The sequence below is a fragment of the Microbacterium saperdae genome (genome assembly GCF_006716345.1).
GTDB classification, from domain to species: Bacteria; Actinomycetota; Actinomycetes; order Actinomycetales; family Microbacteriaceae; genus Microbacterium; species Microbacterium saperdae.
Genome location: NZ_VFOX01000001.1, coordinates 2,615,980 through 2,635,692 on the forward strand (window position 1 = coordinate 2,615,980; position 19,713 = coordinate 2,635,692).

At 68.4% G+C, this 19,713-nt stretch carries 19 protein-coding genes; 6 read left to right on the forward strand and 13 right to left on the reverse strand.

The window, feature by feature from the left end:
• Positions 1-4: 4 nt before the first annotated feature.
• The 10 genes from FB560_RS12460 to FB560_RS12505 are packed head-to-tail and all read right to left on the reverse strand — an operon-like array spanning position 5 to position 10,153.
• Positions 5-1,411: an FGGY-family carbohydrate kinase gene (locus FB560_RS12460; RefSeq protein WP_141872661.1), complete on the reverse strand. Its 1,407-nt coding sequence runs from the start codon at positions 1,409-1,411 to the stop codon at positions 5-7.
• Entirely contained in the window at positions 1,408-2,892 is a 1,485-nt protein-coding gene (locus tag FB560_RS12465) for an FAD-binding oxidoreductase (protein ID WP_141872662.1), read from the reverse strand. Before FB560_RS12465 ends, FB560_RS12460 begins: the two co-directional genes overlap by 4 nt.
• A 45-nt stretch (positions 2,893-2,937) precedes the next feature.
• Positions 2,938-3,714 carry an SDR family oxidoreductase gene (locus FB560_RS12470; RefSeq protein ID WP_141872663.1) on the reverse strand — a complete coding sequence of 259 codons (777 nt, stop codon included), beginning with the start codon at positions 3,712-3,714 and terminating at the stop codon, positions 2,938-2,940.
• Positions 3,715-3,742: 28 nt separating this feature from the next.
• A complete protein-coding gene (locus FB560_RS12475; RefSeq protein WP_141872664.1) occupies positions 3,743-5,215 on the reverse strand; it encodes an NAD-dependent succinate-semialdehyde dehydrogenase in 1,473 nt (490 codons plus the stop codon).
• Entirely contained in the window at positions 5,212-6,153 is a 942-nt protein-coding gene (locus FB560_RS12480; RefSeq protein WP_141872665.1) for an NAD(P)-dependent oxidoreductase, read from the reverse strand. The genes FB560_RS12475 and FB560_RS12480 overlap by 4 nt, the downstream gene beginning before the upstream one ends.
• A gap of 5 nt (positions 6,154-6,158) precedes the next feature.
• Positions 6,159-6,683 carry a formaldehyde-activating enzyme gene (gene fae, locus FB560_RS12485; protein ID WP_141872666.1) on the reverse strand — a complete coding sequence of 175 codons (525 nt, stop codon included), beginning with the start codon at positions 6,681-6,683 and terminating at the stop codon, positions 6,159-6,161.
• A complete protein-coding gene (locus FB560_RS12490; RefSeq protein ID WP_141872667.1) occupies positions 6,683-7,624 on the reverse strand; it encodes a glycine betaine ABC transporter substrate-binding protein in 942 nt (313 codons plus the stop codon). The genes fae and FB560_RS12490 overlap by 1 nt, the downstream gene beginning before the upstream one ends.
• Before the next feature lie 39 nt (positions 7,625-7,663).
• Positions 7,664-8,455, reverse strand: coding sequence for an ABC transporter permease (locus FB560_RS12495; protein ID WP_141873237.1), 792 nt, complete (start codon positions 8,453-8,455; stop codon positions 7,664-7,666).
• Positions 8,456-8,457: 2 nt separating this feature from the next.
• On the reverse strand, positions 8,458-9,495 hold the full coding sequence (locus tag FB560_RS12500; protein WP_188895108.1) for an ABC transporter ATP-binding protein: 1,038 nt from the start codon (positions 9,493-9,495) through the stop codon (positions 8,458-8,460).
• A complete protein-coding gene (locus FB560_RS12505; RefSeq protein WP_141872668.1) occupies positions 9,488-10,153 on the reverse strand; it encodes an ABC transporter permease in 666 nt (221 codons plus the stop codon). Before FB560_RS12505 ends, FB560_RS12500 begins: the two co-directional genes overlap by 8 nt.
• A 116-nt stretch (positions 10,154-10,269) precedes the next feature.
• On the opposite strand from FB560_RS12505, the gene FB560_RS12510 reads away from it, so the two are divergent.
• Entirely contained in the window at positions 10,270-11,130 is an 861-nt protein-coding gene (locus FB560_RS12510; protein ID WP_141872669.1) for an IclR family transcriptional regulator, read from the forward strand.
• Between the two features lie 109 nt (positions 11,131-11,239).
• Here FB560_RS12510 and FB560_RS12515 read toward each other — a convergent pair whose 3' ends face one another.
• Complete coding sequence (locus FB560_RS12515) at positions 11,240-12,226, reverse strand: LacI family DNA-binding transcriptional regulator (protein WP_141873239.1); 987 nt, start codon at positions 12,224-12,226, stop codon at positions 11,240-11,242.
• A 159-nt stretch (positions 12,227-12,385) separates the two neighbouring features.
• Between FB560_RS12515 and FB560_RS12520 the strand changes: the two genes are divergently transcribed.
• From FB560_RS12520 to FB560_RS12535, 4 genes are all read left to right on the forward strand, one after another.
• On the forward strand, positions 12,386-13,303 hold the full coding sequence (locus FB560_RS12520) for a carbohydrate ABC transporter permease (protein WP_141872670.1): 918 nt from the start codon (positions 12,386-12,388) through the stop codon (positions 13,301-13,303).
• 46 nt (positions 13,304-13,349) lie between these two features.
• Positions 13,350-14,195, forward strand: coding sequence for a carbohydrate ABC transporter permease (locus FB560_RS12525; RefSeq protein ID WP_141873240.1), 846 nt, complete (start codon positions 13,350-13,352; stop codon positions 14,193-14,195).
• Between the two features lie 59 nt (positions 14,196-14,254).
• Positions 14,255-15,616 carry an ABC transporter substrate-binding protein gene (locus FB560_RS12530; RefSeq protein WP_141872671.1) on the forward strand — a complete coding sequence of 454 codons (1,362 nt, stop codon included), beginning with the start codon at positions 14,255-14,257 and terminating at the stop codon, positions 15,614-15,616.
• Between the two features lie 83 nt (positions 15,617-15,699).
• Positions 15,700-17,439 carry a glycoside hydrolase family 35 protein gene (locus FB560_RS12535; protein ID WP_141872672.1) on the forward strand — a complete coding sequence of 580 codons (1,740 nt, stop codon included), beginning with the start codon at positions 15,700-15,702 and terminating at the stop codon, positions 17,437-17,439.
• A 76-nt stretch (positions 17,440-17,515) separates the two neighbouring features.
• Here the strand turns inward: FB560_RS12535 and FB560_RS12540 are convergent, their stop codons facing one another.
• Both FB560_RS12540 and FB560_RS12545 read right to left on the reverse strand, forming a co-directional pair.
• Positions 17,516-18,139: an HAD family hydrolase gene (locus FB560_RS12540; RefSeq protein ID WP_141872673.1), complete on the reverse strand. Its 624-nt coding sequence runs from the start codon at positions 18,137-18,139 to the stop codon at positions 17,516-17,518.
• Between the two features lie 32 nt (positions 18,140-18,171).
• Entirely contained in the window at positions 18,172-19,203 is a 1,032-nt protein-coding gene (locus FB560_RS12545) for a S66 family peptidase (protein WP_188895105.1), read from the reverse strand.
• 168 nt (positions 19,204-19,371) lie between these two features.
• Here FB560_RS12545 and FB560_RS12550 point away from each other — a divergent pair, with 168 nt between their 5' ends.
• Complete coding sequence (locus FB560_RS12550) at positions 19,372-19,578, forward strand: AsnC family protein (protein WP_141872674.1); 207 nt, start codon at positions 19,372-19,374, stop codon at positions 19,576-19,578.
• Positions 19,579-19,713 lie beyond the last annotated feature (135 nt).

Genomic DNA, 19,713 nt, shown 5'->3' on the forward strand with positions numbered 1-19,713 from the left:
CGTCTCAGTCCGTCTCGGAGAACAGCCGACGGATGCGCGGGATCACGGTCGCGTAGGTCTGCGAGACATCCTCATACGCGCGGACCATGTCGGGATCCACGTCGACACGATCCCCGACGTGCACCATCGCGTCGACCGCGCCGTCCCACGTCGCGTGCATGCCGACGCCGACCGCGGCGCAGATCGCCGCTCCCATCCCGGCCGCGTCCCGCACCAGCGGAGTGCGCACCGGCACGCGGTACACCGAGGCGAGAATCTGCAGCATCAGCGAGGAGCTGCTTCCTCCGCCGGTGACCACGAGACCCCCGCGCCGCCTGCCGAGAACGCGGCGAGCGCGGTCGTCGCTGGAGGCGGTTTCGATCGCCAAGGCTTCGAGGATCGCCCGGTAGATGTGGAATGCCCCCTGCGTGCCGTCGAAGCCGACCAGAGCGCCCCGGCGCCACGGCTCATCGGGCGGGGCGAGCCAGTCCAGAGCCGCGACGATGCCGCGGGCACCGATCGGCACCTCCGCAGCACCGAGGTTCAACTCCTCCTCGGTCATCCCGTGCCCCGATGACGAGAGCAGCTCGCGGAACCAGCTGACCGTCCACATGCCCCGGCGCACACCATTGCTCTCGTAGAGGTATGTCCCCGGCTCCGCTCCGAAGTTCGTCCAGACGTCCGCATCCGGACCGAGCGGCCGATCCCCCACCGTCATGGTGGCCACATACGTACCCAGGGACAGCAGCGCGTCGCCCTCCTCCCGGAGCCCCGCTCCGAGCGCCTCCACGGCCTTGTCGTTCGAGGTGGCGATCACGGGGATGCCTGCCGGGAGCCCGGTGCGGTGCGCCGCCGCTGCCGTCACTCGACCCAGCGGCTCCCCCGGCGCGACGAGCTCGAACAGCATCTGCGGATCCATGCCGGTCCGGGCATACTCGGCGGCATCCGCGCTCCACGTCCAGCGGGCGGTGTCGATCGGCCACATGCCCTGATAGTTGCCGGCCGCATCTCGGCGTTCCCCCGTGAGTCGGTGCCCGAGGTAGCCGGACGACGTCGTGACGTACACCGCATCGTCGCACTCGCGCTCATACGCGCGCGGCAGCCGCTCGTCCATCCAGCTCATGATGGGCTGCGCGAGGGAACCGTCCTGCCGCAGCACCGCACGGCAGAACCGGATCGTGCACAGACCGACGCCGCGGATCTCCGTGGGATCGCCGTCGAAGGTGTCGAGGGCGTCGCGCACCGCCGAGACGACCGAGTCCCAGAGGTCGTCGTCCGGGTGCTCCCAACGACCGGGCGAGGGGGACGCGTAGGGACGAAGGGGCACGCGCGCGCTGGCGTGCACGATGCCGCCGCCGTCGACGATCAGCACCTTGGTGCTCTGGGACCCGTTGTCGATGGCGACGACGTAGCCGCCCGCCCTCGTGGTCACGCCCGTGACGCCGTCTCCGCCGCAGCCAGCGGGTAGATCGTTCCGCGGTTCATGATGCCGTGGGGATCGATGCCGTCCTTCAGGACCCGGAGCAGCTCGAACGCGCTGCCGTGCTCCTCGAGCGTCCATGGCGTGCGGTACTTCCCGATGCCGTGGTGGTGGACCATCGATCCGCCGAGACGCAGCGCCTCCTCGACCACGATCGCGTTGAGCGGTTCGTGATACTCGGTGATCTCGTCGCGCGGCTCGCAGGAGATGTCGTAGTCGTACACGAAGTACAGGTTGGTCCCGGTCTGGTAACTGTGCGAGGAGTGTGCGCCGAGCATCGTGAGGTCGGCCGCGTGCGGGAACTCCGTCCGCGCCCTCCGCATCACGGACTCGAAGAGCTCGGCGACGCCGGACCAGTCGATGGAGACCTCGGTGGTGTAGCCCAGATGCGACTTCTCGAGCATCTCGCGCTTCTCGGCGTCGATCTTCTCCTGACCCCAGTTGAGGTTGTCGAACCAGTTCTCGATCAGCGCCGGATCGACCTTCTCGTGCGGGATGCCGGCGAAAATCGCCTCCACGCCCTCGGCGGTCGCATCCGCGATGCCCTTCGGGCCCTCCGCCACCACGACCACGACCGCCTTGCCGTCGGCGAAGTGCGAGAAGTGCTGAGCCGCATCCTCTTCGGAGTACGCCCTGGCGACCGAGGGGTGGTAGCCGGCCACGATGATCTCGCGCAGCCCCGCGACGCCCGCAGGGAGCGAGTCGACGAGGTACCCGAGGAAGCAGTTGTTCTCCGGCTGGTACCGGAACACCTTGACCGTGACCTCGGTGATGACGCAGAGGGCGCCCTCGTTGCCGATCACGATGTGACGGATGTCGGGGCCGGCGGCGCGGCGGGGGACGTTCTTGATGCGCGTGACACCTCCGCCCGGGAGCACCGCCTCGAGACCGACGACCATGTCCTCGATTCCGCCGTAGAGCGTGGAGAACTGGCCGATGGAACGCGTCGCGACCAGCCCGCCCATCTGCGCCAAAGGCTTGGACTGCGGGGAATGCCCGGTCGTCAGGCCCTGCGCCCGCAGAGTGTCCTCGAGCACCTGCAGGGGCACCCCGCACTGCGCGGTGACCATCATGTCGATCGGGTCGATCTCGAGGATCGCGTCCATGCGCGAGCCGTCGAGCACGATCGTGTCCTCGACGATGGACTCCAGTCCTCCCTCGGTCGCGGTCCTGCCCGTGCGGGGCACGATGTTGATCAGGTTCTCCTGGGCGAAGGAGAGGATCGCCGAGACGTCCTCCGTGGAGCGGGCATAGGCGATCGCCGCAGGGATCGGTCCGTCGAAGATCCCGTGGACCGACGTGTACTTCTTGAAGCGGTCGACGCTCGCCTCGCGCAGCTCCTGGGCGTCGGTGTCGACCTGATCGACACCGATGAGATCGCGGAGCCGATCGACGATCTCCGCGCGGGTGAGGGCGGATCGTGATGCAACCATGGGAGATAGTGTCCTGTTCGTTCGTGGATTCGAGGGTGCAGCAGGTCAGCGCACGAGATAGCCGCCGTCGACGGTCAGCACGTGGCCGTTGACGAAGTCTGATGCGGGGCTGGCGAGGAACACGGTCGCTCCCATGAGGTCGGCGACGTCGCCCCACCTCCCCGCAGGGGTGTGCTCGATGATGCGGCCGTTGACCGCGGGATCGGAGCGGGATTCCTCGGTGATGCGGGTCTTGAAGTACCCCGGCGCGATCGCGTTCACCTGGATGCCGCTCCCCCCGAGCTCGTCCGCATAGGCGCGTGTCAGGCCGACGATGCCGTGCTTGGTCGCGGCATATGCCGGGGATCCGAGACCGCCGAGGAACGAGAACAGCGAGGCGATGTTGATGATCTTGCCCGCCCCCTGCGGGATCATCCTCTTCGCCACCTCATGGGCCATGTCGAACGCGGCGGTGAGGTTGACCGCGACCATCGGGTCCCACTCCTCACGCCCGAACTCCGTGACATCGGCGATGCGGCTGATCCCGGCAGAATTGACGAGGATGTCGACCCCGCCCAGAGCCGCGACGCACGCGTCGACGGCCTGGAACGGCGCGCCCGAGGCCGTGATGTCGATCGTCTGCTCCTCGTAGCGGCTGCCCTCCGCGCGCACGAGCTCGGCGGTCTCTCCGCCGTCGTCGAAGAGCGTCGGGACGAAGACGTCTGCGCCCGCCTTCGCGAGGGCGAGCGTGAACGCCTGCCCCAGTCCGGTGTTCCCGCCCGTGACGATCGCCCTCCTCCCCCGCAGGGAGAAGTGGTCCAGGGAGAAATCAGTGATGTGCAATGCAGGCTCCTTCAGAACGTGCGAGGGATCAGACGAGGGGGTCGGAGATGCCGATGTAGGTCGTCTCGAGGTACTCGTCGATCCCCTCGAGACCACCCTCGCGGCCGATTCCGGACTGCTTCACGCCGCCGAACGGTGCGGCCGGGTTCGAGACGAGTCCGGTGTTCAGCCCGAGCATCCCCGTCTCCAGGCGTTCGGCGAGACGCAGCGCCCGGTTCAGGTCGCGTGTGTAGGCGAAGCAGACGAGTCCGTACTCGCTGGCGTTCGCCAGCCGGACGGCCTCGTCCTCATCGCGGAATGTCGTGATGGGGGCCACCGGTCCGAAGATCTCCTCCCGGAGGATGCGCGCGTCCTGCGGCACATCGACCAGCACGGTGGCCGGATAGAAGTAGCCGCGTCCGGACGGAACGACGCCGCCCAGCGCGACGCGCGCTCCGTCTTCGACGGCCCCGGCCACGAGTTCGGCGACCTTCTCGCGCGTGGACTCGTCGACCAGGGGGCCCAGGGTCGAGTCGGGCTCGGTCCCTCGATCGTTGACGTAGCCGGCCATGCGTGCGATCAGACGCGAGGTGAACTCCTCGGCGACGCTCTCGTGCACGTGGAAGCGGTTGGCCGCGACACACGCCTCCCCGCCGTTGCGGAGCTTGGCGAGCAGCGCCCCCTCCACGGCGGCATCGAGATCGGCGTCTTCGAAGACGAGGAACGGGGCGTTCCCTCCGAGCTCCATCGACACGCGCAGCACCTGGTGGGCGGCGTCGGCGATGAGGCGACGCCCCACCTCGGTGGACCCCGTGAACGAGAGCTTGCGCAGCCGGGGATCCGTGATGAGCGGACCGGTCACAGCACCGGCACGGGTGGTGGGGATGACGTTGACCACGCCATCGGGAACACCGGCCTCGCGCAGCACCTCCGCGAACAGGAGCGCGGTGAGAGGAGTGAGGGCGGCCGGCTTCAGCACTGAGGTGCACCCCGCGGCGAGCGCCGGCGCGATCTTGCGCGTCGCCATCGCCAGCGGGAAGTTCCAGGGCGTGATGAGCAGGCTCGGACCGACCGGCCGTTTCGCCACGAGCAGTCGGTTGCGCCCGTCCGGTGCCGTGGCGTAGCGCCCGGAGATGCGCGGTGCCTCCTCGGAGAACCAGCGCAGGAACTCGGCGCCGTAGGCCACCTCCGCGCGGGACTCGGCGAGCGGCTTGCCCATCTCCAACGTCATGACGAGCGCGAAGTCCTCAGCGCGCGCCGTCACCAGCTCGAACGCCCGCCGCAGGATCTCGCCGCGTTCGCGGGGAGCGGTGGCAGCCCACGACGCCTGAGCGTCCGCAGCTGCATCGAGGGCAGCCGCGCCGTCTTCCGGAGACGCATCCGCGACGTGGGCGAGCACCTCCCCCGTGGCGGGGTCGATGACGGGGAAGGTGGCCCCGGAGTGCGCATCCCGCCACTGCCCGGCGATGAACAGGCCGGTGGGGAGGGAGGCGAGCAGCTCGGCCTCACGTGCGGCGGTCATGCGGCCACCTCCCGACGAAGGTCGCGTCCGAGGAGGTCTTCGTACAACCGCACCGGAGTCATCTCCCCCGCGCGATCGCCGTACTGCGCCCGCGCCCGCCGGAAGATCTGCTCGACCAGAGACGACAGCTCGACGGGCATCCCGACCGAACGCGCCAGATCGACGGACAGACCGAGGTCCTTGCACGCCAGCGCGATCGCGAATCCCTCGTCATAGTCGCCGTGGTCCAGGATCGAGAGCACATCTCGGGAGACGAACGTGCTGTTCGCCGGGCTGGCGATCAGCGCATCGCGCAGCACTCCGAGGTCCACCCCGGCGGCGACCCCGACCGAGAGCACCTCGGCGGTGGCCACCAGATGCGAGAACCACAGCTGGTTGATCATGAGCTTCACGGCGTACCCCGCGCCGTGTCCTCCGACGTGGAGGATGCGCTCGGGGTCGCCCATCGCCTCGAACACCGGACGCAGACGGGCCACGTCGTCGGCGTCTCCCCCGATGAAGATCTGCAGCATTCCGCTGGCCGCGCCGACCGACATCCCGCTCACGGGGGCGTCGAGCAGGTGCAGCCCCCGGCCGGCCTGCTCGACGCGCACGGCGTCGAGCACCTCGGGAACCGAGGTCGACATGTCGATCCAGGTCCCACCATCGGCGAGACCGGCGACGAGGCCGTCGCTCCCGGCCGCGACCGCGGCGACGTGCTTCGGTGTCGGCAGCATCGTGATGACCAGGTCGCTGCCGGCCGCGACCTCACGAGGCGTGTCCGCCCACCGGGCGCCGCCGGCGATGAGCTCCGCGGCGGACTCGCGGCGGAGATCCGTCACGACCAGGGGGAAACCTGCGGCCTGCAGGTTGCGCGTCATACCGGATCCCATGTTGCCGAGTCCGATGAACCCGACAGTGGGGAGGGCCTCGGTGAGCGGAGGCGTGGAGGAACTCATGGGTCTTACGTGTCCTTCGTGGTGGAGAGGGGGGTGAAGAAGGGGTTGGTGGGGTGATCGCGGGCGGCGAGCACCTCGTCGAGGTCGGGAAGAGACGCCGCCCCGTTCGCGAGCGCTGTACGGGTCGCCTCACGGTTGTTGCGGTAGACCGTCTCGGCGTCGTCCGCGGCCGGATTGACCCACACCGCGGCGATCACGGCGTGGGTGTCGGCAGCCTCACGCGGGATGACCCCGTCCGCGACGGCATCCGCGACTCCGGCGGCGACGCCCGCCTGGGCGGGTCCCCATATGAGGAGACCGTGGTCGTCGCCCGCGGGGGCCGCCTTCGTGACGAACAGCGTCAGGGGCTTGACCGGCAGCGACGGGCGCAGCACCGCGACGAACGGCACGTGACCCTGGCTGGGACTGGCGAGGGCCGTGGCCCATGCCGTCCCTGCCGGTCCGTCACGGTGACCGAGCACGGTGTTGATGTGCGCGGCGTTGACGCCCTCCCCGATGAAGCTCTCGCCGAGCTGCACAGCGGCGGTCATCAGATGAGCCCCTGATCCTCGAGCCACTCGATCGCGACGTCTTCCGGGTCCTCGCCGTCCACGTCCACACGGGCGTTGAGCGTCTGCATGACCTCGGTGGTGAGCAACGGGCTGAGCTCGGCCAGGACGTCGGCGATCGCCGGGTGCTCGTCGAGCGTGCTCTGCTTGAGGGTGAAGCCGCCCTGGTAGCTCGGGAAGAACTCCTTGTCGTCCTCCATCACCACCAGGTCGAGGGCCGGAATGCGGCCGTCGGTCTGGAACACCTCGCCGAAGTTGCAATCGTCGCCCTTCTGGGTCGCGGTGTAGATCACGCCGGTGTCGAGCATCGTCACGTTGGCGGCGGGGGCATCGAATCCGTACGCCGCGGACAGTCCCGGCCAGCCGTCGTCACGCGTCGAGAACTCGCTCTCGATGCAGAACGTCTGGTCGGCGCTGGGGAGCTTGGCGACATCGCTGAGCGTCTTCACACCGAGCTCGTCGGCCTCGCTCTGCCGGATGGCGAACGCATACGTGTTGTTGAACGGTGCGGGATCGAGCCACGCGATGCCGCTCTCGGCGTCCGCCTCCTTCACGGCGTCGAACTGCGCCTCGGCGCCCTGCACCGGCGTCGTGTTGCCGTTGTAGGTGATCCACGACGTGCCGGTGTACTCCCAGTAGCCCAGGAACTGGTCGTTCTCCAGTGCCTGGCGCACGTTCGCCGAGCCGACGAGTTTGGTGTTCGCCTCGACGTCGGCGCCGTGGGCGTTGAGGATCTCAGCGGTCATGTACGCGAGGATGTACTGCTCGGAGAAGTCCTTCGAGCCGATCTCACCGGTGAGACCTTCGAGCTCGTCGCCCTTCGCCCCTGCGCCGCCGGCACCGCCGGAGGTGCAGCCGCTGAGGAGGAGTGCTCCGGCGGCAAGTGCCGCGAATGTTGCTGTTGCGATGGTGCGCGATGTCATTGCAGGTTCCTTTCGGGAGGGAATACGAGGATCGATGATTCAGAGGCCTTTGGGGCGGACGATGTCTTCCACGACGCTGGCCGCCCAGTCGATGAGCACGGCGATCGCGGCGACCAGGACCGCGCCGACGATGAGGACCGGATAGCGCTGCAGCTTCAGACCGTTGATGATCATGTCGCCGAGGCCGCCCGCGTTGATGAAGGTCGCCACGGTCGCCACTCCGACCGCGAACACGAGAGCGGTGCGGAGTCCGGCGAGGATCACGGGCGAAGCGAGAGGCAGTTCGACTCTGCGCAGCACCTGGCCGGAAGTCATCCCCATGCCCCGCGCCGATTCCCGGATGTTCGGGTCGACCTGTGCGAGGCCCGCGATCGTGTTCTGCAGCACGGGGAGGAAAGAGTAGATCACGAGCGCGACGAGCGCCGTCGTGAAGCCGGTCTGCCACACGATCGCGAGGAGGATCACGACGCCGATGGCCGGTGTCGCCTGACCGATGTTCGCGATGCCGATCACGATCCCGCGGAAGACACGCGACGACGAACGGCTGACCGCGATGCCGGCGGGGATCGCCAGCACCGCCACCAGGATCGATGCCGTGATCGACAGGATCAGGTGCTCGCCGATGCGCGCCGTGATGTAGTCGGCGTTGAGCGTGCGCTTCTCGATCGAGTCGAGCTCGAGTGTCGAGATCCAGACGAACGTGATCAGCAGCACCGCCGCGACGACGATCAGCGGCATCATGCGCCGCAGCAGCACGGGCATGCCTCGTCGCTCCGCGGGCTGCGTCTGCAGGACCGTCGTCGCGGAGGGCACGATGTCGGGCGCCTGCATGGTCACTCGCCCTCCGCGCGGCGTGCGGGTGCGGTGGCCCCGAGCGCGGCGGAGATCGCCGCCTGATCGATCGATCCGACGATGGCGCCCCCACGCGTCACGTTGATGCGCGGGGCACCGGTGAGCACCAGGAGGTCGAGAGCCTCGCGCAGCGAGGTCTCCTCGTCGATCGTGGCCGCGGGAGCAGCGGAGTCCGGTGAGCCGACCGTCGCCCCGCTCACCGGGATGAGCGCGAGTCGCTTGAGCGCCGCCCCTTCGCCGATGAACGAGCGTACGTATTCGTTGGCCGGGTTCGCGAGGATGCGTGCCGGGGTGTCGAACTGCTCGATCCGGCTGCGCTCGCTCAGCACCGCGATCCGATCGCCCATCCGGATCGCCTCTTCGAAGTCGTGCGTGACGAAGATGATCGTCTTGCCGATGTCGGCCTGCAGCCGGAGGAACTCCGCCTGCAGCTTCTCGCGCGTGATCGGGTCGGTCGCACCGAAAGGCTCGTCCATCAGCATCACGGGCGGATCCGCCGCGAGCGCTCTGGCGACGCCCACGCGCTGCTGCTGACCGCCGGAGAGCTGGCGGGGGTAGCGGTCGGCGAAGATGCCCGGGTCGAGCTGCACCGTGTTCAGCAGCTCCTCGACGCGTGCCGCCGTGCGTGCCTTCGACCAGCCGAGCAGCTTCGGGACGACGGCGATGTTCTCCGCGATCGTGAAGTGCGGGAACAACCCGATCTGCTGGATCACATAGCCGATGTGCCGGCGCAGCTCGTTGCCGTCGAGTGACAGGACGTCGTCGCCGTTGATGCGGATGGACCCGGAGGACGGCTCGATGATGCGGTTGATCATCTTCATGGTGGTGGTCTTGCCGCAGCCGCTGGGGCCGACGAACATGACCAGCTCGCCGGGCTCGATGCGCATCGAGAAGTCCTCGACGGCGGGAGTCGACTGCCCCGGGTACTGCTTTGTGATGCGGTCGAGGACGATGTCGACGCCGCCCTGCTGCGAGGCGAGGGAGGTGAGAACGCCGGTGTTCGTGGTGATGTCAGGCACGGAGACCCCTTGAGGTGGTGAGACGGGCGATGAGCACGAGGATGCCGTCGAGGACGAGCGCGAGGATGATCACGGCGACGGTGCCGGTGAGCGCGTAGTTGAGGGCGTTCTTGGAGCCCAGGGAAGACAGCCCCTTGAAGATGTACTCGCCGAGTCCTGGGCCCGCGACGTAGGCGGCGATCGCCGCGATGCCGACCGTGAGCTGGGCGGCGACGCGGATGCCGGTCATGATCACCGGCCAGGCGATCGGCAGCTGCACGGTGAAGAGCACCCGCGCGGGGCCGAGGCCCATCCCGCGTGCGGATTCCAGGACCGAGACCGGCACCTCGCGGAGACCGACGACCGTGTTGCGTACGACAGGGAGCAGGGAGTAGAAGACGAGCGCGACCACGGTGGGCAGCCAGCCGAGACCGAGGATCGGGCTGAGCAGGGCGAGGAGCGCGAGCGACGGGATCGTGATCGCGACGGCGGCTGCGGTCAACACCGTCGTGCGGGCGATGCGTCGATTGCGGACGAGGATGCCCAGCCCGATCCCGATGGCCGAGGCCAGCGCGATGGAGATGAGCACGACGACGAGATGATCGCGGGTCAGCTCGAGGATGTCGTCTGCGCGACGTGTGAGGAAGGCCATGAGGTCTTCCCAGTTGAATCCGGTCAAGAGGGCTCCTGTCTCGTCGTTGAGGCCGGTACCGGGATGTCATTCACCGTAGCCGGTGTAACCATTTCGTCAAAGAGTGTTGTGACTATGGCAACGGATCAGGTTAGACTCGCCCCGTGAACACCGCCACGACGCCCTCCGCTCCCCGCCGGAACTCCTCCGGCCTGGGGCGCGACATCGAGATCCTCGAGCTGCTCGGCACCGATGAGGCGCTGAGATCGGGAGGGCTCGGCGTCTCCCAGGTCGCACAGTCCACCGGCCGCGACAAGGCGGTGGTCTCACGCACCCTGGCGACGCTCGCCGAGAGCGGCCTGGTCGAGCGCGACGACGACACCCTCCGCTACCTGCTGGGACCGCGGCTGTACGCACTCGCGGCGCACACGGCCAGCACGACCCTCGTGCACGCCTCACGCAGCATCCTGCGCCGACTGGTGCAGTCGACGAGGGAGACCAGCCACCTGTGCGTGCTGCGCGGCGGCAACGTGCTCACCCTGTTGAGCGAGCTCAGCCCGCACGACGTGCGGACGACGGGCTGGGCGGGAACCACCACGGCCGCCTGGCGCACCCCCTCCGGTCGCGCACTGCTGAGCGACTGGGACGAGGAGTCGCTCGCGCGCTGGTACGAGGACCACGGCCAGGATCAGCCACTGGTCGGGCGATTCGACCAGGCGGACCCCTCGGTGTTCCCCGTCCTCGACGCCCCGCCTCCCGGCAACGCCCCCGTGACCGACCTCGCCAGCCTCCTGACCGAGCTCGCGCGTATCCGCGAACAGGGATACGCGCTCTCCGACGAGGAACTCGAGTTCGGCGTCGTCGCCGCGTCGGCGCCGATCACGGACTTCACGGGGCGCATCGTCGCCGCCGTGAACGTCAGCGCCCCCAAGGCGCGCATCGGACACCGGCTGGATGCTCTGGGCGTGTTCGTCTCACGCGCTGCCCGGGAGCTGTCGGCACGACTCGGCGCCACCGGCGCCTGATCCGGGCGGAGTTCCGTGCCTCGGGAGGAGAATTCCGCTCCGGTCCTCCTCCGTACGGGGAGTTCTCCTCCGGAGCGCGCCGACTCAGCGCAGAGCCGAGCGATCCGACTCAGCGCTGCCGCGGCGGCGCTGTGCTCTCCCGCACGATGAGCTCGGTGCCCACGAGCGGGGTCTGCAGCCGCTCCCCCTGGTCGAGCTCGGCGACGAGCGCATCCACGGCGAAGGCGCCGACACGCTCGGGGTGCTGCTGCACCGTCGTGAGCGGCGGCCAGAGCTGCGCCGCATCGGGCAGCCCGTCGAAGCCGACGATGCTGACGTCGTCCGGAACCGCGCGCCCGACCTCGCGGAACGCGCGCAGCACGCCGATCGCCATCTGGTCGTTGGCGGCGAAGACCGCGGTCACTCCGTCGATCTCACGCAGCGTCACGCCGGCCTCGTACCCGGAGGCGGCACTCCAGTCCCCCTGCAGGGGTTCGGGCACACGTCGTCCTGCCGCCTCCAGTGTCGACTGCCAGGCCTCCCGGCGCCGCTCGGCGGAGTACGACTGCGCCGGCCCGGTCACGTGCCACACGGTCTCGTGACCGAGGTCGAGCAGATGCTCGGTCGCCAACCGTGCGCCCTGCGCCTGATCCGTGTCGACGAAGGGATGCTCCGCCGTGCGGTTCGAGTCCACGAACACGACGGGGAGCCCGCTGGGGATCTCGATGTCGGCCTCGTCGAGCTGATGCGCCTCGATCACGATGATGATGCCGTCGACGGCATGCTCCTCGAGCCGGCGGAAAGCACCCACGACGGTGTCCTTGGCACTGGATTCCACGGGGATGAGGGTGAGGGCGTATCCGAGTTGCGCCGCGCGCACGGCGATCGCGTCGAGCGTGCGCTGGTTGCCGTAGGAGCTGAACGAGAACATCACGACGCCGAACGTGCGGAACCGGCCGGATCGCAGCGCCCTGGCCGCGCTGTTCGGGCGGTAGCCGAGGCGATGCATGGCCTCCTCGACCCGCTCCCTGGTCGCGGCACCGACGTAGCCGCGCGCATTCACGACGCGGGACACGGTCTGGCCGGACACCCCGGCCTCGCGGGCGACGTCCTCCATCGAAGGCTCTCTGCGGCGCTGCGACTGCTCTGTCGAAGGTTCCAAGGTCACGGGTCATCATCCATTCATGTGTTGACGTTGACACACTAGCAGTGGATCACATATGTTGACGTAGACACACGGCGCAGTGAGCGCCTGGACTTGGAGAAGGTCTCGTCGATGACGACTGAAATCATTGCGGCCCCCGGCACCGCCGGCATCCGCCGCCGCGAGAAGCGCGACTGGAGAGGATGGGCCTTCGTCGGCCCGTTCATGGTCGTGTTCGCCCTGGTGTTCCTGACGCCGCTCGCCTACGCGCTGTACCTCAGCTTCTTCCAGGAGAAGCTCATCGGCGGCACCTCGTTCGTCGGCTTCGACAACTACGTCCGCGCCCTCGGCGACTCGCAGTTCTGGGAGGCGTTCGGCCGCGTGATCCTCTTCCTGGTCGTCCAGGTCCCGATCATGCTCGCCCTCGCGCTCGGCGCGGCACTCGCCCTCGACAGCGCCCGACTGCGCGGCGCCTCGTTCTTCCGCATCCTGATCTTCCTGCCGTACGCGGTGCCGGCCGTCGTGGCCGTGCTGATGTGGGGCTACATCTACGGCGACCAGTTCGGGCTCACGTCGAACATCAACGACTTCCTCGGCAGTGACCTCATCACGCCGTTCGCGAGGGAATGGATCCTGGTCTCGATCGGCAACATCGTCACCTGGCAGTTCGTCGGCTACAACATGCTGATCTTCTACTCCTCGCTCAAGACGATCCCCACCGACATGTACGAAGCCGCATCCCTCGACGGCGCCGGCGCATGGCGCACGATCTTCTCGATCAAGATCCCCTCGGTGCGCGGCGCTCTCGTGATCGCCACGATCTTCTCGATCATCGGCAGCTTCCAGCTCTTCAACGAGCCCAACATCCTGCGTCCGCTCGCGCCGAACGTGATCACGACGTACTTCACCCCCAACATGTACGCCTACAACCTCTCGTTCGCGGGACAGCAGTTCAACTACGCCGCGACGATCGCCATCATCATGGGCGTCATCACGGCCGTGATCGCCTACGTCGTGCAACTGCGCGGCTCGAAGTCGGAGGTGCGCTGAGATGGCACTCCCCCTTGCCCGCCCCTCACGCCGCCGCAACGACCCGATGAACCCGCGGTCGTCCAAGACGCTGCTGATCGTCATGGTCGTCTACGCGCTCTACACGCTGGTGCCGCTGGTCTGGCTGCTGTTCAGCTCGACCAAGACGCAATCCGGGCTGTTCAGCTCGTTCGGTCTGTGGTTCGCCGACGACTTCGCATTCTTCGACAATCTCGCCGCGACCTTCGCCTACCGGGACGGCATCTTCCTGCGCTGGCTCGGCAACACCCTGCTGTACGTGGTGGTCGGCGCCGGCGGTGCGACGCTGCTGGCGACCATGGCCGGCTACGGATTGGCGAAGTACCGCTTCCCCGGTCGCCCTGCGGTGTTCGCGATCGTGCTGGGCGCCGTCGCCGTCCCCGGAACCGCACTGGCGGTCCCCACCTTCCTGCTGTTCAGCGAGCTCGGGCTCACGAACACTCCCTGGGCGGTCATCATCCCGTCGCTGATCAGCCCGTTCGGTCTGTACCTGATCTGGGTGTTCGCCACCGAGTCGGTGCCCACCGAGCTGCTGGAGGCCGCGCGCATCGACGGCGCGGGAGAGTTCCGCACGTTCTTCACGATCTCGATGCGCCTGCTGGCCCCGGGCATCGTGACGGTCGCACTCTTCACCGTGGTCGCCACCTGGAACAACTACTTCCTGCCGCTCATCATGCTCTCCGATCCGGCGTGGTACCCGCTGACCGTCGGCCTGAACCAGTGGAGCTCGCAGGCCATCGGCGCCGGCTCGCAGCCGATCTACAACCTCGTGATCATGGGCTCCCTGCTCACGATCATCCCGATCGTCATCGCCTTCCTGCTGCTCCAGCGGTTCTGGCAGTCAGGTCTCACCGCGGGAAGCGTCAAGCAGTAGTCGCCCCCGTTCCACCCCGTCGGTCCGATGCTGGACCGCACCCCCGAAAGGACACAGCAATGAAGCACCTTCCTCACCCCGCTGCGCGCCGCACCCTGACGGTGCTCGCAGCCGGAACCGTCGCGGCCCTCGCGCTGGCCGGATGCAGCACCGGCACCACCGACGACGGTGGCAGCACGGGCGCCGGCACCGGTTCGTTCGACTCGGTCGAGGCCGCACTCGAGAAGGGCGGCGAAATCACGTACTGGTCGTGGACCCCCTCCGCCGAGGCACAGGCCGAGGCGTTCATGAAGGAATACCCGAACGTCAAGGTCAACGTCGTCAACGCCGGTACCAACAACGACGAGTACACCAAGCTGCAGAACGCGATCAAGGCCGGCTCGGGCGCTCCCGACGTCGTGCAGATCGAGTACTACGCGTTCCCGCAGTTCGCGCTGACCGACGCGTTCGTCGACCTCTCCCAGTACGGCTTCTCGGACTTCGAGGACGACTACACGGCCTCGACGTGGAACTCCGTCACCGACGGTGACGCGATCTACGGCCTCCCCCAGGACTCGGGCCCCATGGCGCTGTTCTACAACAAGGCCGTCTTCGACGCCGCAGGGCTCGACGTGCCGACCACGTGGGACGAGTACTACGAGGCCGCCAAGGCCATCCACGCCGCGAACCCCTCCGCCTACATCACGAACGACACCGGCGACGCCGGATTCGCGACCTCGATGATCTGGCAGGCCGGCGGCAAGCCGTTCAGCACCTCCGGCACCGATGTCACGATCGACCTGCAGGACGAGGGCTCGAAGAAGTGGACCGAGAACTGGAACCGCCTCGTCGAGGAGGACCTGGTCGCACCGGTCAGCAGCTGGAGCGACGAGTGGTTCCGCGCCCTCGGCGACGGCAGCATCGCGACCCTCGTGATCGGCGCCTGGATGCCCGGCAACCTGATCTCCGGTGCCCCCGACGGCGCGGGTGACTGGCGCGTCGCGCCGATGCCGACCTACGACGGCTCTCCCGCGAGCGCCGAGAACGGCGGCGGCGGCCAGGCCGTGACCACGCAGAGCAAGAACCCGGAGCTCTCCGCCGGATTCCTGTGGTGGCTGAACAACTCCGAGGACAGCATCTCGCTGTTCCTCGAGAGCGGCGGATTCCCGTCCACCACCGCCGAGCTCGCGAGCGATGACTTCCTCGCCGACGCCCCCGAGTACTTCGGTGGCCAGAAGATCAACGAGGTCCTCGCAGCCGCTGCCGGCGACGTGGTCGAAGGCTGGAGCTACCTGCCCTACCAGGTCTACGGCAACAGCATCTTCGGTGACACCGTGGGCCAGTCGTACCAGAACGGCACCGACCTGAACGAAGGCCTCACCGCCTGGCAGGACGCGCTGGTCGAGTACGGCAACGCCCAGGGCTTCGCCGTCAACAAGTAATCACGTGCGGGCCGGGCGGGTGCGATCCCGCCCGGCCCTTAACGTCCGGCACGACCACTCCCTTCACGGAAAGCACTTCGACTGTGACCTCGTTCTCCATCGGCGACACCGACTTCCTCCGCGACGGACAGCCGCACCAGGTGATCTCCGGCGCCCTCCACTACTTCCGCGTGCACCCGGACCAGTGGCAGGATCGCATCCGCAAGGCACGCCTGATGGGGCTGAACACGATCGAGACCTACGTCGCCTGGAACGCCCATGAGCCCCGCCGCGGCGAGTGGGATGCGACCGGGTGGAACGACCTCGGTCGCTTCCTCGATCTGGTGCACGCGGAAGGCCTGGACGCGATCGTGCGTCCCGGCCCCTACATCTGCGCCGAATGGCACAACGGCGGGCTCCCGAACTGGCTCACCGCCGGCGAGCGCTCGCTGCGCTCCTCCGACCCGGAGTTCCTGGTCGACATCAGCGCCTATCTGCGCCGCGTGTACGAGATCGTCGCTCCGCGTCAGGTCGACCGCGGCGGCCCCGTGGTGCTCGTCCAGATCGAGAACGAGTACGGCGCCTACGGCTCCGACAAGGCCTACCTCGAAGCGCTGGTGACTCTCACGAAGGACGCCGGGATCACGGTCCCGCTCACCACCGTCGACCAGCCGGTCGACCAGATGCTCGAGGACGGCAGCCTGCCCGCACTGCACAAGACCGGCTCCTTCGGCTCCCGCACGACGGAACGCCTGGCGACGCTGCGCGCCCACCAGCCCACCGGTCCGCTCATGTGCTCCGAGTTCTGGGACGGCTGGTTCGACTGGTGGGGCGGCGTGCACCACACGACCGAGGTGGATGCCGCGGCGGCCGACCTCGACGCGATGCTGTCGGCGGGCGCCTCGGTGAACATCTACATGTTCCACGGAGGCACGAACTTCGGTCTCACGAACGGGGCCAACCACAAGGGCCGCTACCTCCCCATCGTCACCTCCTATGACTACGACGCCCCTCTGGATGAGGCGGGCAACCCCACCGCGAAGTTCTTCGCTTTCCGCGACGTGATCGCCAAGTACGCCCCGGTGCCGGAAGAGCTGCCGACCGCGGCGAGCCCGTCGCCGACGCTGACCGTTCCGCTGACCCCGGTGGGTGCGTGGACGGATGCCCCCGCTGCGGATGCCGCGACCGAGACACCCCGCACGTTCGATGCGCTCGCCCACCTCAGCGCGCTCGCCCGGTATGACGTCGCGCTGCCGCCGACCGAGGGACCAGGACTGCTGTCGCTCGAGGAGGTGCGCGACCTCGCCTGGGTGCAGGTCGACGGACAGCCGATCGGCACGCTCTCGCGCACGCGCCACGACCGCACGCTGCGGATCCCGGCCGGCCGCACCCTCAGCATCCTGGTCGAGGATCAGGGCCGCGTGAACTACGACCATCGACTCGGCGAGGAGAAGGGGCTGCTCGGCACCCCGACTCTGGACGGCATCCTGCTCACGGGCTGGCACTCGACACCGCTCGACGTCGCGGAGATCGCCCGCACCCTCGCCGCCCGGACGGATGCGGCAGAGGCGGGATCGGGACCGAGCGCCTGGATCGGAGACATCCCTCTCGACGCGCCGAGCGACCTGTTCCTCGATACCACGGCGTGGAGCAAGGGCTATGCGTTCGTGAACGGCTTCTTCCTGGGGCGGTACTGGCGCAACGGCCCGCAGCGCACCCTGTTCGTGCCTGCCCCCGCGACGCGCGCCGGGAACAACCGCCTCGTGGTCCTCGAGCTCGAGAACCTGCTCGCCCCGCACGCGGAGCTCGTGGCCGGTCTGCTGCTCGGCGACACCGAGGAGTAGACCCTCCGGCTTCCGGTCACAAAAAGGCACCCTCGTCTTCGGATGAGGGTGCCTTCTCGCGATCGGAGGGGCCCTATCAGCCCCTGAGGAACTCCTCGATGGCCGCGATCGTCGTCGCATTGTCGCGGTGCAGGATCGCACGGATGCCGACGGCGTGTGCGCCGTCGACCGCGCTCTGATGGTCATCGATGAACAGCACGTCGGCGGGATCGGCACCCAGTCGCTGCAGCGCGCGCAGATAGGCCTGCGGATCGGGTTTGTTCACGCCCTGCTCGTGGCTGTAGCAGATCGGGTCGAACATCGCGGAGAAGCCGAAACGACGCTCCTCCTCCTCGCGCGCACCGTCGGCGGAGTTCGAGAGGATGGCGGTGCCGGCCCGCGGGCGCAGGGCACGGGCGTATTCGATCAGCTCGGTGTTGCCCGTGCCGCAGTACGCGTCCCAGAAGTCCGCGCGCATGGCCGTGCGCTGCGCCTTGTCGAGACCGATCGCGGCAGCGAGCCCATTCCAGAACGCGGCCTCCGTGCCGACCGTGAGGTCGATCGCGGGGAGCTCGGCGGCCTCGACGCGCGCATCGAAGGTCTCGCGCTCGAGTCCGCTGACCGCGCACCAGCGCTGCCACCACTCCTCCTGCCACGCGTCGTCGTCGACGAGCTCCAGCACGCCGCCGATGTCGAACAGGACCCATTTCTTTCCCGGCATCGGCCCACCCTAGAGGGTGCGCCTGACGGGATTCAGTAGTCGGCGGTGATGGTGCGTGTGACGCCGTCGAGGACCACGTCGCCGCCATAGGGCAGGATCCACTGCGGGCGCGTGTGACCGAAGGGGACGCCGACGCAGACCACGGCTTCCGGGTTGTAGTGGGCGACGACCTCGATCACCGCATCCCGCTGGGCAGCACGCAGCGCCGTCGCCTCGGCGTCGGCGGGCAGGAACTCGAAGTCACTGACCGGCGGACGGGCCATCATCACCCCGTCGACCGCGCCGAGCACACCCCGTTCCCCGAGCCCGCGCAGCCAGCGCCGCACCCAGCTCGCCGACGGTCGCTCCTCGCTGGTCTCCAGCAGCAGGACGCCGCCCTCCAGCTGCGCCACCGCCGGCAGAAGGTCGGCCAGCGCGAGGCCGTCGACCACTTCCAGGCAGCCACCCCACGTGCGCCCGGTGACCCGTCGTGCCGGGCCCGCCCAGGTCCAGGGCTCGGTGGGCGTGCGGTCGCCGTTCTCGGTCAGCGCCCGCGGATCGGTCCATCGCCGCCCGACGTCCTCGGATTCTCCCGGATCGATGATCTCGAGCGCGCCGCCGTCGAGCAGCGCGGCCCGCAGAGACTGCAGATGGATGCCGTCGATGCCGGGCCCGGGCCCGAGGTGCACGGCGGTCGAGCCGCCGTAGAACCCTGTGATCCCGAGGCCCCAGAGCCAGTTCAGCATGTGGGTGTTGTCGCTGTAACCGAGGAAGGGCTTCGGGTCGGCGAGTGCGAGCGCCGGATCGAGGTGCGGCACCACGAGGATCTGATCGTCGCCCCCGATCGTGGCGAGGATCGCGCGGATGCCCGGATCGGCGAAGGCCGCGTTGACATCGGCCGCGCGCGCCTCGGGACTCGCGTCGAGCAGACGCGTGGTCGGGTACTCCACCGGCACGAGTCCGGTGAGATCGGCGAGCCGCCGCAGCGCCTGCTCGTGGATCTCGGGCGCGACAGCGGGCGCGGCGAAGGAGGGCGACAGCACGGCGACACGATCGCCGGCACGGAGTTTCGGTGCGGACAGCATCCGTCCAGTCTGGCGCAGCCACCCCGGGACACGATTCCGGTCGCAGACACGCACGCAGATGCACGGATCGGAGTGCAGCACTGCGATCGGAGCAGAGAGGCGGCACACCGAGTCAACACAGGTTGACGTCGCACGCGCGTCAATGTATGTTGACACACGGAGGTCACCATGAACATGCGCACCGCATCCGCCCTCGACCCGGAGGGCGAGCCGATCGCCGAGCTGAGCCGGCTCGCAGGAGTCCGACTCGACGTCGCCCGCGCCGAGGAGGTGCAGGTGCGCCGCGCCCGCAACGCCGGATATTCCTGGCAGGCGATCGCCAGTGCGCTGGGCGTATCGAAGCAGGCCGCACACCGCAGATTCGGCCGCCACTGATCAGTTCTCCTGGCGGATCCGCGGCCGTTCGAGTATTCTTGGACGCGAGCCACGTCGCACAGGCGGTGCCCGCCTCGAGTCATCTCGGCGAACGCCTGCAATCGTTAAGTTCTTCTTAAACTTCACGTGCAGAAC